Origin of the sequence: Flavobacterium ardleyense (genome assembly GCF_042686085.1) — a bacterium.
Lineage (GTDB): Bacteria > Bacteroidota > Bacteroidia > Flavobacteriales > Flavobacteriaceae > Flavobacterium > Flavobacterium ardleyense.
On record NZ_JBHUOL010000011.1, the window covers coordinates 35,102 to 52,219 of the forward strand.

A 17,118-nucleotide genomic window follows, 5' to 3' on the forward strand; every position below is an offset into this window, starting at 1 on the left:
TGTTTATTGTTTTTAACAGCGGCGAATTTATAAAATTTTTTATCTATTTCGCGTAAAAATGTTAAAATTTTCATCTATTTATTACCTTCTCTTGATGCGAGATACTTTCTTGATGAATAGCCTTAAATAAAAGCATGACAAAATCACTGCTCAACCCTTTTTCCTCTCCCTCCAAAATCATTTTACCTAAAATTTCATTCCAACGCTGATTTTGTAAAATAGCAACGTTCTTTTCTTTTTTCAACAAGCCTATTTTGTCTGCAACTTTCATTCGGTTGCCCAAAATTTCTAACAATTTACCATCAAACTCGTCAATTTGAATTCGCAATTTAGCCATGTTTTGATTGTATTCACTTTCATCATCACTCACTTTTCTCACTCTTAAATTAATAAACATTTGTTTCAAAGTTGCCGGCGTTACTTGTTGCGCAGCATCGCTCCAAGCATTATCTGGATCAATATGAGTTTCAATTATTAAACCATCATAGTTCAAATCTAAAGCTTGTTGCGAAACTTCTTGAATCATTTCACGCTTTCCTGTAATGTGAGAAGGGTCGCAAATCAAAGGTAAATCTGGAAAACGATTTTGTAAATCAATCGCAATTTGCCATTCTGGATTATTTCTATATTTTGTTTTTTCGTAAGTTGAAAATCCTCTATGAATAACGCCTAATTTCTTAATGTCGGCATTATACAACCGCTCTAAACCACCAATCCATAAAGACAAATCTGGATTTACAGGATTTTTTAATAATACTATTTTATCAGTTCCTTGCAGCGCATCCGCGATTTCTTGAACAGCAAACGGATTTGCCGTAGTTCGCGCACCAATCCACAACACATCAATATCGTGTGCTAATGCTAACTTAACGTGCGCAGCAGTTGCAACTTCTGTTGCAATTAATAATCCAGTTTCAGCTTTAGCTTTTTGCAACCATTTCAAACCAATTTCTCCCACACCCTCAAATCCTCCAGGACGCGTTCTTGGTTTCCAAATTCCTGCACGAAAAATTGTAACATCTGAATTTTTCAATTCGTGCGCTATTTTTAAAACTTGATCTTCCGTTTCAGCACTACAAGGTCCGGCAATAACCAAAGGATGATTTAATTTGAAATCATCTAACCAAGTGCGCAATATTGTATTATTTTCCATAACTTATTTAATAATGTAAAATTACTTTCTTTTATTCTATTCTTCTAATCGCTTCATTAATATTTTTTTCTGATACACATAATGAAAAACGGATGTATCCGTTCCCATTACTGCCAAAAATAGTGCCCGGGGTTATAAAAACGTCATTTTTATATAAAATATCATCTATGAATTTCTCAGCATCTTCACCATCATCAGGTAGTTTTGCCCATACAAACATCCCGACTGCTTTTCTGTCATAAGTGCATTTTAACAAATCAGCCAGTTGGTAAATTAAATCTCTTCTTTTGCTATAAATTGAATTTAAGTTATCGAACCATGCCTTATCACTTTTTAGTGCTGCTATTGCACCTTTTTGAATTCCATAAAACATACCACTATCCATATTGCTCTTTATTTTCAAAACCGCAGCTATATTTCTTGAATTACCTGTCAGCATGCCAACTCTCCATCCCGACATATTATAGGTTTTCGAAAGTGAATTTAATTCTAACGCAATTTCTCGTGCTCCATTTGCTTCAAAAATAGAAGTTGGACTTTCGTTTAGCACGAAGCTATACGGATTATCATTTATAATTAAAATAGCGTGTTTATTTCCAAAATCAACAATTTTCTGAAAAAGCGCTAAACTTCCCACAGCACCAGTTGGCATATGCGGATAATTTACCCACATTATTTTTACTGCCTTTAAATCTAAAGTTTCTAGATACTCGAAATCGGGTTCCCAGTTATTGGACGCCAACAGATCATAAAAAACAGATTTTGCTCCTACCAATTTTGTAACAGAATCATAAGTGGGATAACCCGGATTAGGAATTAAAACATGATCGCCTTCATTTAAAAAAGCCATCGAAACATGCATGATTCCTTCTTTTGATCCCATTAAAGGAAGCACTTCCGCATTCGAATCTAATTTGACATTAAAATTGCGTTGATAAAAATGAGCAATCTCTTCTCTTAGCTCAGTAATACCTTGATAACTTTGATATTGATGTGCTATATTATCCTGCATCGCATCTTGCATCGCCTGAATTACTTCAGGAGAAGGCTTTAGATCAGGACTACCTATTCCCATATTGATAATTGGCTTTCCTAATGAAATTAAATGGTTAACTTCTCTCAATTTGCTTGAAAAATAGTACTCTTTAATTGTATTTAATCTGTTTGCTGTTGTTATCATACATTGCCATTTTTATATACTCCTAATAACTTCAGCTCCCAAGTCATTGTCTCTAAAATTGATTTTACCTCGAGAAAACTGTCATACTCTTTAAAAATAAAATCAACAAAAAAAGCATACTCAAAAGGCTTTTGTATAATGGGAACCGATTGTATTTTTGTAACATTCAGCCCAAAATCATTTAAAACATTTAAAATTGAAGCTAAATTTCCAGGCGTATCCAATAAGCTAAACTTAACCGATGCTTTATTCACATTATCTAATGTTATTTCTGAATTCTTTTTCACAATCACAAATCTCGTTTTATTGGTTTTTATAGTGTGAATGTTTTTTTCTAAAATCTCTAAATCATACATTTCAGCCGCTACACTACTTGCTACTGCAGCAATTCCTTTCAAGTTATTATTCTTAATGCGCTGGGCTGTTTCAGCAGTATCAACACTTTCTATTATCTTGATGTGCGGATGTTTGTTGAAAAATACAGCACATTGTAACAGCGCTATTGGATGTGAATGCACTTCGCTAATATCTTCAATTTTCTGGTCCTTTAAAGCCATCAGATTCATATCAATATCTAAATAATGCTCGCCTATTATTTGCAAATCATTTTCATCTATCAAGTTGTAGTTTGGCAAAATCGAACCAGCAATCGAATTTTCTAGCGCCATAATTCCAATAGCAGCATCACCCCCTAAAATACTATTTACTAAGCTATTAAAAGTCATGCATTCTTGAATCGATACACTTTTAGGGTATAATTTTTCAGCCACCTGATGATGAAACGAACCTAGAATCCCCTGAATTGCAACTTTGATTTCCATAATTTTGAGCAAAAAAAAATCCTGATTTGCATCAGGATTGTATGTTTATAAAATAAATTTCTACGATTTATATAATAGCACAACAATCCCTCATCTGTCTCCAGAAGAAATAAAAAGAACTGTTATAAAAAAATGTGCTGTGTACTAACATTATATTTTTAGTTGTTATATTTGGCTAAAGTAATAAAAAAATGGAAACTAAAATAGTTTTTTAAATAAAATTAAGTTCCTGTAAAAAATGTTATTTTTGCTAAAATTCAAACGACATGTCAATAGAGGTTCAAAATATTTCAAAAAACTACGGAGAACAAAAAGCATTAGACAATATTAGTTTCTCTGTTAAAAGAGGAGAAATTGTAGGTTTTCTGGGTCCGAATGGTGCTGGAAAATCCACATTGATGAAAATATTGACAACCTATTTATCGGCAGATTCAGGAACTGCAATCGTAAACGAACACAATGTAACTTCAGATCAAAAAGCGGTGCAACAATCTGTTGGCTATTTACCAGAACACAATCCATTATATTTGGATTTATATGTTAGAGAATATTTAGCGTTTAATGCTGATTTACACAAAGCACCAAAATCTCGAATTGAAGAAGTAATTATACTAACTGGATTAACTCCTGAAAGTCATAAAAAAATTGGCGCACTTTCTAAAGGATATCGTCAACGTGTAGGATTAGCAACAGCATTATTACACAATCCAGATGTTTTGATTTTGGATGAACCAACTACAGGATTAGACCCTAATCAATTGGTTGAGATTCGTGATTTGATTAAAAACATCGGAAAAGATAAAACGGTTTTTCTTTCTACTCATATTATGCAAGAAGTTGAAGCGATTTGTGATCGAATAATCATCATCAATAAAGGAAAAATTGTAACTGATAAAAAATTGAACAATTTAGTTGCTGAAGAAACGGAACAGATAATCGAAGTAGAATTTGATAAAAAAGTTAGTGAAGCTGATTTCGTAACTTTAATTGATTTGAAATCGGCAAAAAACACACACGATTTCGTTTGGGAACTTACTTTCAACACGGCAACAGATATGCGTCCTGTTTTATTTGATTTTGCTCACGACAACGGATTGAAAACTTTACAAATCGCCTTAAAAAGTAAGAATTTAGAACAAATTTTCAGAGAAAAAACAGCTAAAAAATAAGCTAAATAATCATAAGAAAAATCTCCTCCATATATAATTTGGTAAGGAGATTTTTTATTAAAATTAGAAAATATCTCGAGCGATTGCTTTCACATTTTCTGCTTTTCCCATCGAATAATAATGCAATAATGGAATTCCGGCTTTTACCAATTCTTTACTTTGTTGCGTACACCATTCGATACCAATTTGCTTAACTGCATCATTATCTTTTGCTTTAACAACTTCCATAATTAGAGCATCGGGTAAATCTACTTTGAATCGGTGCGGAATTAAATTCAGTTGTTTTTTTGTCGCGATAGGTTTCAGTCCAGGAATAATTGGAACTGTAATTCCCGAAGCTCTGCATTTAGCTACAAAATCGAAGAATTTTTGATTATCAAAAAACATTTGCGTGATAATGTAATCGGCTCCATTTTTTATTTTTTGCTTCAAGAAATGAATATCGCTGTCCATGCTTGGGGCTTCCATATGTTTTTCAGGATAACCCGCAACTCCGATGCAAAAATTGGTTTTATTGGTGTTCTGTAAATCTTCATCCAAATAAATTCCTTTGTTTAAATTACTGATTTGTGTGACTAATTCGGAAGCGTAATTATGTCCTTCTTTTTCAGCCTTGAAATAGGTTTCACTTTTGACCGCATCACCTCGAAGTGCTACAAGATTATCGATTCCTAAAAAATCTAAATCGATTAATAAATTCTCAGTATCTTCTTTTGAAAAACCGCCACATAAAACGTGTGGAATGGCATCGACTTGGTATTTATTTTGAATTCCAGCACAAATACCAACCGTTCCTGGTCGCTTTTTTACGATTTTCTTCTGTAGTAATCCGTTGGCCAATTCTTTATATTCGTATTCTTCTCGATGATAAGTAACATCAATAAACGGTGGATTAAATTCCATCAACGGATCAATTCCATCAAAAATAGATTGAATGTTTTGTCCTTTTAACGGCGGTAAAATCTCGAAAGAAAACAAAGGCTTTCCGTTTGCTTTTTCTATATGTTGGGTTACTTTCATTTTTAAAAATTGTATAATGTATTGTCGTATATTGTATAATCTGATTTTAATTGAATTATCTTCAATATTCAGTATATAAAAAAACTACTCTGATATATTTGGCGAAAGCCATTTCGTAGCTTCTTCAGTGGTGATATTTCTTCTTTTAGCGTAATCGGCAACTTGGTCTGCTTTTATTTTTCCTAATCCGAAATATTTACTTTCAGGATTTGCGAAATAATAACCCGAAACCGATGAAGCTGGCCACATTGCCATACTTTCGGTTAGTTTTACTCCGATTTTTTCTTCTACTTGTAATAATTTCCAAATGGTAGGTTTTTCTAAATGATCGGGACAAGCTGGATATCCAGGAGCTGGACGAATTCCTCTATAACTTTCTTTAATTAAATCGGCATTTGAAAGCTCCTCATCTGCATCATAACACCAGATTTCTTTTCTCACTTTTAAGTGTAAATATTCCGCGAAAGCTTCCGCAAAACGATCACCTAATGCTTTTACCAAAATAGAATTGTAGTCGTCCAATTGTTCGGCATATTCGTTTGCTTTTTCTTCCACTCCAAAACCTGTTGAAACACAAAAACATCCCATATAATCTTGAATGTTGGTTTCTTTTGGTGCAATAAAATCTGATAAAGCTATGTTTGGAGCTCCAGCAGTTTTTGCACTCTGTTGTCTTAAAGTTAAAAAAAGCCCCCTAGCCCCCGAAGGGGGAACTTCCAAGATTGTGTTTAATTCTTTACGAATACTTTCAATCGTATTTAAGGAATCTAATAAAACTTGTTTATTTGTGAATCTCACAACTTTAAACCCTTTAGATTCCAACCATTCGGTTCTTAATTGGTCGTGTTCGATTTGTTCTTGAACATTATGAACAGAACCATCAACTTCAATTATTAATCTTTTTTCTAAACATACAAAATCGACAATATACTGACCAATAATATGTTGTCTTCGAAACTTATAACCTTCAAGCCCTTTATTAGCTAAAATATTCCAAAACATTTTTTCAGCTTCTGTTGGTTGATTCCTCATTTGTTTTGCTTTCTCTTTTAATAAATCATATAAAGCTGGATTTGCTGTTTCCCAAGTTTGCTTTTCCACAATATTGGCAACTCCCCTTTCGGGGGCTGGGGGGCTGATTTCAATATCATCATCATTTATTGTATTTGCTGGAAAAATTCCTAGAATTCCTTTTGCAGTGAACCAGTTTTCTGTGATTATTTTATCCAGCATTAATTGGGCATCTTTAAACAAATCAGTTGCTTGTTCGCCTACAACCTCATCTGTTAAAATCGCTGGATATTTTCCAAACAATTGCCAAGATTGAAAAAAAGGCGTCCAATCGATAAAAGGCACCAATTCAGAAAAGGATACGTCAATTGTTTTTGTTCCAATAAAATTTGGTTTGCTTGGCGAATAATTATCCCAGTCAATTTTGAATTTATTTTTACGAGCATCGGCAATTGACAAATAGTTTTTCTCTCTGCTTCTGCTTAAATATTGTTCACGAAGTGCATTATATTCTTCTTTGATATTTTTTGAATAAGTTTCTTTAGTTTCCTCTTTAAGCAAACTGCTCGCCACCGTTACGGCTCTTGAAGCATCATTTACGTGGACAATTGTTTCTTTATATTCGGGTGCAATTTTCACAGCAGTGTGAGCTCTCGAAGTTGTAGCACCACCAATCATCAATGGAATTTTGATGTTTAGCTTATCCATTTCCTTCGCTAAATAAACCATTTCATCTAGCGACGGCGTAATTAAACCACTTAATCCGATAATATCTACATTTTCTTTAATGGCAATTTCAATGATTTTTTCAGGCGGAACCATTACTCCTAAATCAATGATTTCGAAATTATTGCAAGCCAAAACAACGGCTACAATATTTTTACCAATATCGTGCACATCGCCTTTAACCGTTGCCATTAATACTTTTCCAGCCGAGGAAGATTTTCCGTCTTTTGAAGCTTCAATATAAGGTAAAAGATAAGCAACCGCTTTTTTCATAACTCGAGCTGATTTTACTACTTGAGGTAAAAACATCTTTCCGCTTCCGAATAAATCGCCGACAACATTCATTCCGGCCATTAGATTAATTTCGATGACTTCAATTGGTTTTTCAGCTAATTCACGAGCTTCTTCTACATCAATTTCTATAAATTCATCAATTCCTTTTACTAATGAATGTGTAATTCGTTCTTGAAATGAGCCATTTCGCCATTCTTGAATCGCTTTTTCATTGACTTTGAAATCACCTTTAAAACTCTCGGCTAAATCCAAAAGACGTTCGGTTGCATCATCACGACGGTTTAATAAAACATCTTCAACGTGTTCTAGTAAATTTTTATCAATTTCGTCATAAATCTCCAGCATTTCTGGATTTACAATTCCCATCGTCATTCCGTGTTGAATGGCATGATATAAAAACGCTGTATGCATTGCTTCACGTACTTTATCATTTCCACGAAAAGAAAACGACACATTACTTACTCCGCCCGAAACTCCAGCATAAGGTAAGTTTTCACGAATCCACTTTGTTGCTCTAAAGAAATCCAAAGCATTCAATTTGTGTTCGTCCATCCCTGTGGCAACTGGGAAAATATTAGGATCGAAAATAATATCTGCCGCAAGAAAACCAACTTCATCTACTAAAATATCATAACTTCTTTTGCAAATTTCAATACGACGTTCGAAAGAATCGGCTTGACCTTTTTCATCAAAAGCCATTACAATTACAGCACAACCATAGCGTTTTATTAATTTTGCGTGATGCTTAAAAGTAGTTTCTCCCTCTTTCAAAGAAATTGAATTTACGATTCCTTTTCCTTGAATTACTTTTAATCCGGCTTCGATAATTTCCCATTTCGAAGAATCTATCATAACCGGAACTCTAGCAATATCAGGTTCGGATGCAATTAGATTTAGGAATTTTGTCATTGCGTAAACGCCGTCTAACATTCCTTCGTCCATATTGATGTCGATGATTTGAGCTCCACCTTCTACTTGTTCTCTGGCTACAGAAAGTGCTTCGTTGTATTTTTCTTCTTTTATTAAACGAAGAAATTTTCGTGAACCCGTAACATTGGTTCGTTCGCCAACATTAATAAAGTTAGATTCTGGGGTAACAATCAAAGGTTCTAAACCCGAAAGTTTTAAATATTTATTTGAATTAGAACTCATCACTTATTCTTTTATTTCTGAAATTCTTGGTTGGAATTCTTGTGCTACTTCAGCGATTAATTTGATGTGTTCTGGCGTAGTTCCACAACAACCACCGATTATATTTACTAAATTATCTTGTAAATATTCTTTAATTAAATCACGCATTTCTTCTGGCGTTTGATCGTATTGTCCGAACGCATTTGGCAGACCAGCATTTGGATGTGCTGAAATATTTAATTGCGTATTGTGTGCCAAACGTTTTAAATAAGGTTTCAATTGATCTGCTCCTAAAGCACAATTAAAGCCAACACTCAACAAAGGAATGTGCGTAATTGAAATCAGAAATGCTTCAACGGTTTGACCAGAAAGCGTTCGGCCGGAAGCATCTGTTATTGTGCCGGAAACCATTACAGGAATATCGATATTGCGTTCTTCTTTTACTTCTTCAATGGCGAATAATGCTGATTTTGCATTTAAAGTATCGAAAATCGTTTCTACTAAAAGCAAATCACAACCGCCGTCAATTAATGCTTCAATTTGTTGTTTGTAAGCTGTTTTTAAATCGTCAAAAGTTACCGCACGAAAACCTGGATCATTCACATCTGGACTCATTGATGCTGTTCTGTTGGTTGGTCCGATGGAACCTGCTACAAAACGAGGTTTATCAGTAAACTCATCCGCGACTTCTCTTGCAATTTTAGCCGAGTGAAAGTTTAATTCGTAAACCAAATCTTCTAAATGGTAATCCGCCATTCCGATGGTTGTTCCTGAAAAGGTGTTGGTTTCAACGATATCTGCTCCGGCTTCGAAATAGGCTCGATGCACGGCTTTTACGGCTTCGGGTTGTGTTAGCGTTAATAAATCGTTGTTCCCTTTTAGTGGATGTGGAAAATCTTTGAAACGCTCGCCTCTGAAATCTTGTTCTTCAAATTTATAGCGTTGCAACATTGTTCCCATAGCTCCATCGAGTACGAGAATTCGTTTTTTTATTTCTTCTTGAATAAGACTTGTATTCCCAAAAACGGGAGCAACAACAGCACTTTTACTCTTATTTGACATCTTTCTTTTTACTTTTAATCTGATTGTAATTAGTACAAATCGGAATTTCTTATGAAATCTAAATTTTACAAAAATGGATTACTGACTAGCCCCGATTGAAGTGGAAATCCTTTTCTTTTTATTTAAAAAAAAGAAAAGATTACAACGCAAAGCGGGAAAATGGTTAGCCAAAAAACGCAAGCCATTCGCTCCAAAAAAAATTGATGTTATCAAGAAAGAGAAAGAAATTTCTCGGGGTTATCTTTTCCCAAAATTTTGAGATAGAATGTAGCACCTTCTACGAGTGTAGGGTTGCTAAGCTTTCGACGGGTCTATTCCCTCCAGCTTTCGTGATAACAGCAGTAATTGTAAGAACAGTGCAAATGTACTGCGAATTTTGCAGTAATGAAAATATATCTAAATTATGCTTTAAATTAGCTTTAAATCAGTTTTGCAATCTATTTATTACTAATTATTAAGAATTAAATTCTAATTTTTGTTAGTTAATCTTAAAATATCGCCAAAGACGCCACGAGCTGTAACCGAGGCTCCGGCTCCGGCTCCTTGAATTACGATGGGTTGTTCGCCATAAGATTCGGTGTAAATTTCGAAAATAGAGTCCGAACCACGCAAAGATCCTAGGGAAGAAGTGGCCGGAACGGAGATTAATTTTACCTCTAAATTTCCTTTTTCTTGTTGTAAATCGCCCGATAATTCTCCTATGTAACGCAAAACGTGATTGGGTTCTTGTTTGTCTTTTATGTTTTGATAAACTTCATCTAATTCGGCTAATTTCTGAATAAAATCAGAAGCATTTCCGTCTCTTAAATTGGTAGGAATTAAATTTTGGATTTGTACTTCTTCAAACTCATTTTGCAAATCTAATTCGCGTGCTAAGATTAATAATTTTCTTCCGACATCGTTGCCGTTTAAATCTTCTCTTGGATCGGGTTCGGTGAAACCTTTGTCGATGGCTTCTTGCAAAACTTCACTAAATTTTTTGTCTTGAGATGAAAATTGGTTGAATAAATAACTCAAAGTTCCTGAGAAAACGCCTTTGATTTTAGTGATGTTTTCGCCTGATAAATGCAATAATTTAATGGTATCGATTAATGGTAAACCCGCTCCAACATTGGTTTCATACAAATATTCTTTTTGATTTTGTTCTAATACATTTCGCAATTTCTTATAAGACTCAAAATCAATTGTATTGGCAACTTTATTAGACGAAATTAAATCGAATCCATTTTCTGCTAAGGGAATATAATTGCTTACAAAAACCTTGCTTGCGGTATTATCAATTGCAATTAAATTCTCCAAATGATGTTCTTTTGCATAAGAAATAACCTCATCAATGGAATAATTTTGAACTTCATTTTCTAAAGCAATTTTCCAATCGTGATTTATTCCGGACTTATTTAACAACACTTTTTTAGAATTTGCAATGGCGAAAATATTCAATCTGATGCCTTTTTTAGTCTCAATATTTTTTGCAGAAGCTAAAATTTGTTCGATTAATGTTCCACCTACAGTTCCGTGTCCGAAAATAGCAATATTTACTTTTTTTGCTACTCCGAAAATTTCTCCGTGAATTACATTTAAAGCTCTTTTAAACTCGTCTTGATGAATTACCAAACTGATATTTCTTCCGGTAATTGTATTATTGACAAGGATTGGCGTGATTTTATTTCGAATTAAAGCATTGTACGATTTGTGGAAATTCGTTAAATCTTGTCCAATAATTGAAATCACAGCGATTGTATCGTTAACCGAAATGTTATGCACGTCTTTCGTATAAAAATCAGTTTCAAATTCCTTTTTTAAACCGGCTAAAGCTTTTGCCGATTTATCAGAATTCACAACCAAACCGATTCCTCTTTCTGATGAACCTTGCGAAATAATACTCACACTAATATCGTTTTCGGCCAACACTCTAAAAATTCTTGCATCAACTCCCGTTTTACCTAGCAAACCTCTTCCTTCTAAATTTATCAGCGAAACATTTGTTAGCACTGAAAGCGACTTAATACCTTCATTAGTTTGTTCGGAAGTGATTAACGTTCCATTACTTTCAGTGTTGAACGTGTTTAGAATTCGCAAAGGGATATTTTTTTCCACCAACGGAATAATCGTTTTAGCGTGCAGAATCTGTGTTCCGAAAGTAGCTAATTCATTCGCTTCATTAAAAGATAGTCGCTCGATTTTTTTCGCATCGGCAACTAAATCTGGATTGGCGGTAAAAATTCCGTCAACGTTTGTGTAATTCTGAAATTCTTCGGCATCCAAATAATTCGCTAGTAATGAAGCCGTATAATTACTTCCATTTCTTCCTAAAGTCGTGGTTTCATTATGCAAATTTGAACCAATAAAACCAGTAACAATATTGATTTTATCTTGATTATTCTCAAAATATGTGATTACATTTTGTTTAGAAATTCCTTCGAGTGGTTGTGCATCTCCGAAATTATCATCGGTTTTGATTAATTGACGTGTATCGGTAAATTGAGCTTTTATGCTGTTTTCGTTTAAAAAGTGTGCGATGTATTTTGCAGATAGAATTTCACCAAAAGCAATTACTTGGTCACTTATTTTCTCGCTATAATCGCCTAAAAGCGAGACGCCTTCAAATAATTTATGTAAAATTAAAAATTCTTCTTCGAAAATATTAGCTTTCAAACCTTCCAACTGGTATGTTTTGAATTGTTCAAAATCTGATTTAAATTCGATATTTGCTTGTGCTTTTTTTAATAGAATCAATAATTCATCGGTTGCATTTCCTCTTGCCGAAACCACAACTGTAATGGCTTCGTTGTTAAAATATTTCTGAGCAATCGTTTGAATTACTTTTTGTAATCCTTCGCCGTTTGCTAGCGATTTTCCGCCAAATTTTAGTATTTTCATTTGTTGTAATTTTATTTTTTAGAGGTAAAAAATGGTATCGCTTTTTTATTGGATTTTGCTTCCGCAAATAGTCTCGTGAGCGATTTCATTTTTTTAGATTTTATTTTTTAATTAAATATTGGAGTAAGAATGGTGTTCAATTGTTCGTATTCCATTAGAAAAGCATCGTGTCCGTGAATGGATTTAATTTCGTGATAAAACACATTATTCTTTTCCGTTTTTATTTCAAGAAAAGCCGTTTTTATTTCGTTAGCCGTAAAAAAATAATCGCTATCAACGCTAACGAGATGAATGTTTGAAGTAAGACTTCGTAAAACGTCCGACTGATTTAATGGCTTGAAGCAATTCGTGGTTTTCAACAAATGATTCATCAATTTATAGCCTGAAAGTTGAAATCGATTTTGCAATTTTTCGCCGTGATGCAACAACCAACTTTCGACTTGAAACATTCCGTTTTCATTTTGTAATTTTGAATTGAATTTTTTTTGAAAAGATTCGGGCGTTCGGTATAAAAGCATTGCGTGGATTCGGGCATCGTGAATTGGGTTTTTGGAATTATTAAGGATTAAATCTTGAATTAATACATTTCCAATCAACCAATCGGAAGCTTTCCAACTTGTAGCAACCGGAATTAAATTCTCAATAGTATTTGGTCGGATGAATGCCATTTCCCAAGCTATTGATCCGCCTAAACTTCCGCCAATAACTGCGAAAACTTGAATAATTTTTAACGAATCGATTCCTTTCCAAAATAAATTTGCAATATCATACGTTGTGAAATCCTTGTAATTTTCAACTTGATTTTCTTCGTCTTGATACCCGTTTCCTGGAATATTAAAAGCTAAAATTGTACATTTATTGGTATCGATGGTTTTATTTTCGCCAATTAATGATTTCCACCAACCGTTTTCACCTGTCACTTGCGAATTTCCCGTTAAAGCGTGGTTTACCAAAACCAAAGGAGCAGTTCCAATCGGCTGACCAAACAATTGATAAGACAACATAATGTTGGATTGCACTACTCCATTTCGTAATGGAAAATCTTCGAATATTATTTTTTGAATCGCACTCATACTTCTTTTTTAAAAAACACTGCCTTTAGAAAAACTAACGGCAGTCTTCAAACCAAAAAACTAAACTATATTTTGAACCGCAATTTTTGCGAAAACTGCTTTTAAATCGGCTTTTAAATCTTCCACATCTTCCAATCCAACTGATAAACGAATTAAATCTTTAGAAACACCTGTTGAAATTTGTTGAGCTTCCGATAATTGTTGGTGCGTTGTACTTGCCGGATGAATAATCAAAGATTTGGTATCGCCAATATTAGCTACAAGAGCGAATAATTTTGTGCCATCTGCTACTTTTTTCGCACCTTCAAAACCACTTTTTAAACCAAATGTTACTACACCACTTTGTCCTTCTGGTAAATAGTGTTGGGCCAAATCATAATATTTCGAAGAAGTTAATCCGGGATAATTCACCCAAGCGACTTCACTTTGGTTTTGCAACCATTTTGCTAATTCCAACGCATTTTCACTGTGTTTTTTAATTCGAATGGCTAAAGTTTCTAAACCTTGGATAATTTGGAAAGCATTAAAAGGACTTAATGATGCTCCTAAATCGCGTAAACCTTCGATTCTAACTTTTGCAATGAAAGAAGAAGCTCCTAAAACTTCGTAATATTTTAAACCGTGATATCCTGCGGAAGGTTCTGTAAATTCAGGAAATTTTCCGTTACTCCAATCGAAATTTCCAGCATCGATAATAGCTCCTCCAAGCGAAGTTCCATTTCCACTAATATATTTTGTTAAGGAGTGAATTACGATATCTGCTCCGTGTTCAATTGGATTTAATAAATAAGGAGTCGCAACCGTATTATCTACAATAAATGGCACTTTATAAGTTTGTGCTATTTTTGAAATCGCTTTTAAATCCAATACATCTAATTTTGGATTTCCTAGACTTTCTGCAAAGAAGACTCTTGTGTTTTCTTTCGAAGCTTTTAAGAAATTTTCAGCGTCTGACGGATCAACGAATGTTGTAGTAATTCCTAATCTTGGTAACGTTACATTTAGTAAATTGTAAGTTCCGCCATATAAACTATTCGAAGCCACAATGTGATCGCCCGCTTTTAATAAGGTTAACAAAGTGGTTGCAATTGCCGAAGATCCTGAAGCGGTAACTACAGCTCCGATTCCACCTTCTAACTTGGCTAATCGTTGTTCAAGAACATCATTTGTTGGGTTATTTAATCTTGTATAAATATAACCCGGTTCTGAAAGGCTGAAAAGATTTGAAGCGTGATCTGAATTATTAAATACATACGATGACGTTTGATAAATTGGAACGGCTCTTGTTCCACCATTATTAGTAACATCGTGTCCTGCGTGTAATGCGTTTGTTGCAAATTTATTTGTGCTCATTTTATTTAATTTTTAAGATTTTTGTAATTTTTTTAATTTTTTTTGAATGTATTCTTACTGGCTACACATTCGACAACTTCGTCTTGGATTATAAATTGCTACTTTCATATTTTACATTTTTTAGAAATAAAAAAACCCCTGCTTTTGGCAGAGGTTAAAGTGTATGTTTATAATTAGAAATTACACAATAGGTTTCCTCTGCGGTTGCTTCCACATCATCATACACATATTGCACATTGTAAATTTCATAATCTCTTTGTTTTTATTTGATGGGTCAAAATTAGATTTATTTTCTGTTATAAAAAAATAAATAGATCAATTTTCTAAATTTTACTAATTTTAAACAAAAATATAGAGTAAAAAACTGAATTAAAGGATTTTAAATGAAAATAAAACATTGGTTTACAATTACTAATACAAACCCTCAACAGATAAATAACGTTCTCCTGTATCGTAGTTAAACGTCAGAATTACAGCATCATCCGGCAAAGATTGTACTTTTTTTGCCACAGCCGCTAATGAAGCTCCAGTAGAAACGCCAACAAAAATTCCTTCTTTTAAAGCGCTATTCTTAGCAAATGCATAAGAATCGTCTTTCGAAACCGTTATGACTTCGTCAATTAAACTAGAATGATAATTTTTTGGCACAAAACCAGCACCAATACCTTGTAATGGATGTGGTCCAGGCGCTCCACCACTCAAAACAGAAGATAATTCTGGCTCAACTGCAATTACTTTTAGGTTTGGAAATTTCTTTTTGACAATTTCTGCAACTCCTGTAATATGACCACCAGTTCCAACACCCGTGATTATATAATCTATCCCTTCCGGAAAATCTTCAATAATTTCGAGTGCAGTTGTTTTCTTATGCGCTTCAATATTTGCAGGATTATCAAACTGGGAAGGCGACCATGCATTTGGAATTTCGCTTACTAATTCAGCTGCTTTCTCAATAGCTCCTTTCATTCCTTTTTCACGAGGTGTTAGCTCAAACTTAGCTCCATAAACTTCCATTAATTTTCTTCGCTCAACGCTCATTGATTCCGGCATAACCAAAATTACTTTATACCCTTTTACAGCAGCAACTAAAGCCAGACCTATTCCAGTATTACCGGAAGTCGGCTCAATTATAACACTGTCTTTATTTAAAATCCCTCGTGCTTCGGCATCTTCAATCATCTCTAATGCGATACGATCTTTAATACTTCCTCCTGGATTTGTTTTTTCAAGCTTAATCCAAACATTTTTATTTGGACCAAACATTCGATTGATCTTAACGACTGGCGTTTTACCGATTGTTTCTAAAATATTATGTGCTTTCATATCAATTTATTTTTATCAATTATATACTAAAATTTATAGGTTCTGGAAAATTATTTTTTGATCTTACACTTATTTCACTCTTGTGATACACTAATGTTTGCGCGGGAATAGAATCCGTTAACCAAACGTTTCCACCAATTACCGAATCTCTTCCGATAACTGTATTTCCACCTAAAATAGTTGCATTCGCATAAATTATAACGTTGTTTTCTATTGTAGGATGTCTTTTTACTTCTGCTTTGTCTTTGCTTACACTTAATGCACCTAATGTTACTCCTTGATAAATTTTTACCTCATCACCGATTATTGCCGTTTCGCCAATCACGATTCCTGTTCCATGATCTATGAAAAATCGTTTCCCAATAGTTGCGCCAGGATGAATATCAACACCTGTTTTTCCATGTGCATATTCTGAAATAACTCGTGGTAAAATCGCTATTTTTTTATTCCAAAGATTATTAGCAATTCGATAAACTGTGATAGCAAAAAAACCAGGATAGGCCAACATAACTTCATCTTTTGATTTTGCCGCTGGATCAAACTCCAAAATAGCATCTAAATCTGCTAATAAATCATTGTAGATAGCTAACAAATCCTCAAAGAATGAGTTAGCTAATTCTAAGTCGTTTTCAATACCAACTTGAGTTATGAAAAACTGTAAATCTGAGTTCAGTTTTTGCTCTTTTTGTTCAAACAACTCAATTGATTCGCATTGTCCATGTCCATAAAACAACCAAGAAAACAAATCTTCTATCCAAATTTCAACTTTCGCTTTTATAAGTGGCGCTCCTTTATCTAACCTATTTCTATTAAACAAAACTTGACTTATAGCGTTTTTACTTTTCATAGTATTCATATTAATCTAAAACAAAAAAACCTCTACAAAAAGCAGAGGTTTCATTCATATTTTTTAAAATTTAAA

Annotated in this window: 12 protein-coding genes and 1 riboswitch; of the genes, 1 reads left to right on the forward strand and 11 read right to left on the reverse strand. The window is 33.8% G+C overall.

The window, feature by feature from the left end; all coding sequences use genetic code 11:
• Positions 1-70: 70 nt before the first annotated feature.
• From ACFSX9_RS05550 to ACFSX9_RS05560, 3 genes are read right to left on the reverse strand one after another with little or no spacing between them, the layout of a single operon-like run.
• Positions 71-1,153, reverse strand: coding sequence for a chorismate mutase (locus tag ACFSX9_RS05550; protein WP_379805485.1), 1,083 nt, complete (start codon positions 1,151-1,153; stop codon positions 71-73).
• Positions 1,154-1,184: 31 nt separating this feature from the next.
• Positions 1,185-2,333 carry a pyridoxal phosphate-dependent aminotransferase gene (locus ACFSX9_RS05555; RefSeq protein WP_379805487.1) on the reverse strand — a complete coding sequence of 383 codons (1,149 nt, stop codon included), beginning with the start codon at positions 2,331-2,333 and terminating at the stop codon, positions 1,185-1,187.
• On the reverse strand, positions 2,330-3,154 hold the full coding sequence (locus ACFSX9_RS05560; RefSeq protein ID WP_379805490.1) for a prephenate dehydratase: 825 nt from the start codon (positions 3,152-3,154) through the stop codon (positions 2,330-2,332). The genes ACFSX9_RS05555 and ACFSX9_RS05560 overlap by 4 nt, the downstream gene beginning before the upstream one ends.
• A 266-nt stretch (positions 3,155-3,420) precedes the next feature.
• Between ACFSX9_RS05560 and gldA the strand changes: the two genes are divergently transcribed.
• Entirely contained in the window at positions 3,421-4,323 is a 903-nt protein-coding gene (gldA, locus tag ACFSX9_RS05565; RefSeq protein WP_379805492.1) for a gliding motility-associated ABC transporter ATP-binding subunit GldA, read from the forward strand.
• A gap of 63 nt (positions 4,324-4,386) precedes the next feature.
• Here gldA and metF read toward each other — a convergent pair whose 3' ends face one another.
• From metF to epsC, 8 genes are all read right to left on the reverse strand, one after another.
• Entirely contained in the window at positions 4,387-5,343 is a 957-nt protein-coding gene (metF, locus tag ACFSX9_RS05570; RefSeq protein ID WP_379805494.1) for a methylenetetrahydrofolate reductase [NAD(P)H], read from the reverse strand.
• An 84-nt stretch (positions 5,344-5,427) separates the two neighbouring features.
• Positions 5,428-8,526, reverse strand: a complete 3,099-nt coding sequence (locus ACFSX9_RS05575) for a vitamin B12 dependent-methionine synthase activation domain-containing protein (protein WP_379805496.1) — start codon at positions 8,524-8,526, stop codon at positions 5,428-5,430.
• 3 nt (positions 8,527-8,529) lie between these two features.
• Positions 8,530-9,567, reverse strand: a complete 1,038-nt coding sequence (locus ACFSX9_RS05580) for a homocysteine S-methyltransferase family protein (protein ID WP_379805499.1) — start codon at positions 9,565-9,567, stop codon at positions 8,530-8,532.
• A 234-nt stretch (positions 9,568-9,801) separates the two neighbouring features.
• A riboswitch (SAM riboswitch) is annotated at positions 9,802-9,906 on the reverse strand.
• A gap of 129 nt (positions 9,907-10,035) precedes the next feature.
• Positions 10,036-12,447, reverse strand: a complete 2,412-nt coding sequence (gene thrA / locus ACFSX9_RS05585) for a bifunctional aspartate kinase/homoserine dehydrogenase I (RefSeq protein WP_379805502.1) — start codon at positions 12,445-12,447, stop codon at positions 10,036-10,038.
• A 107-nt stretch (positions 12,448-12,554) separates the two neighbouring features.
• Entirely contained in the window at positions 12,555-13,520 is a 966-nt protein-coding gene (locus ACFSX9_RS05590; protein WP_379805504.1) for an alpha/beta fold hydrolase, read from the reverse strand.
• 60 nt (positions 13,521-13,580) lie between these two features.
• Positions 13,581-14,873 carry an O-acetylhomoserine aminocarboxypropyltransferase/cysteine synthase family protein gene (locus tag ACFSX9_RS05595; RefSeq protein WP_379805506.1) on the reverse strand — a complete coding sequence of 431 codons (1,293 nt, stop codon included), beginning with the start codon at positions 14,871-14,873 and terminating at the stop codon, positions 13,581-13,583.
• Between the two features lie 411 nt (positions 14,874-15,284).
• Entirely contained in the window at positions 15,285-16,196 is a 912-nt protein-coding gene (gene cysK, locus ACFSX9_RS05600) for a cysteine synthase A (RefSeq protein WP_379805508.1), read from the reverse strand.
• Positions 16,197-16,215: 19 nt separating this feature from the next.
• Positions 16,216-17,052: a serine O-acetyltransferase EpsC gene (epsC, locus tag ACFSX9_RS05605; protein WP_379805510.1), complete on the reverse strand. Its 837-nt coding sequence runs from the start codon at positions 17,050-17,052 to the stop codon at positions 16,216-16,218.
• Between the last annotated feature and the right edge of the window lie 66 nt (positions 17,053-17,118).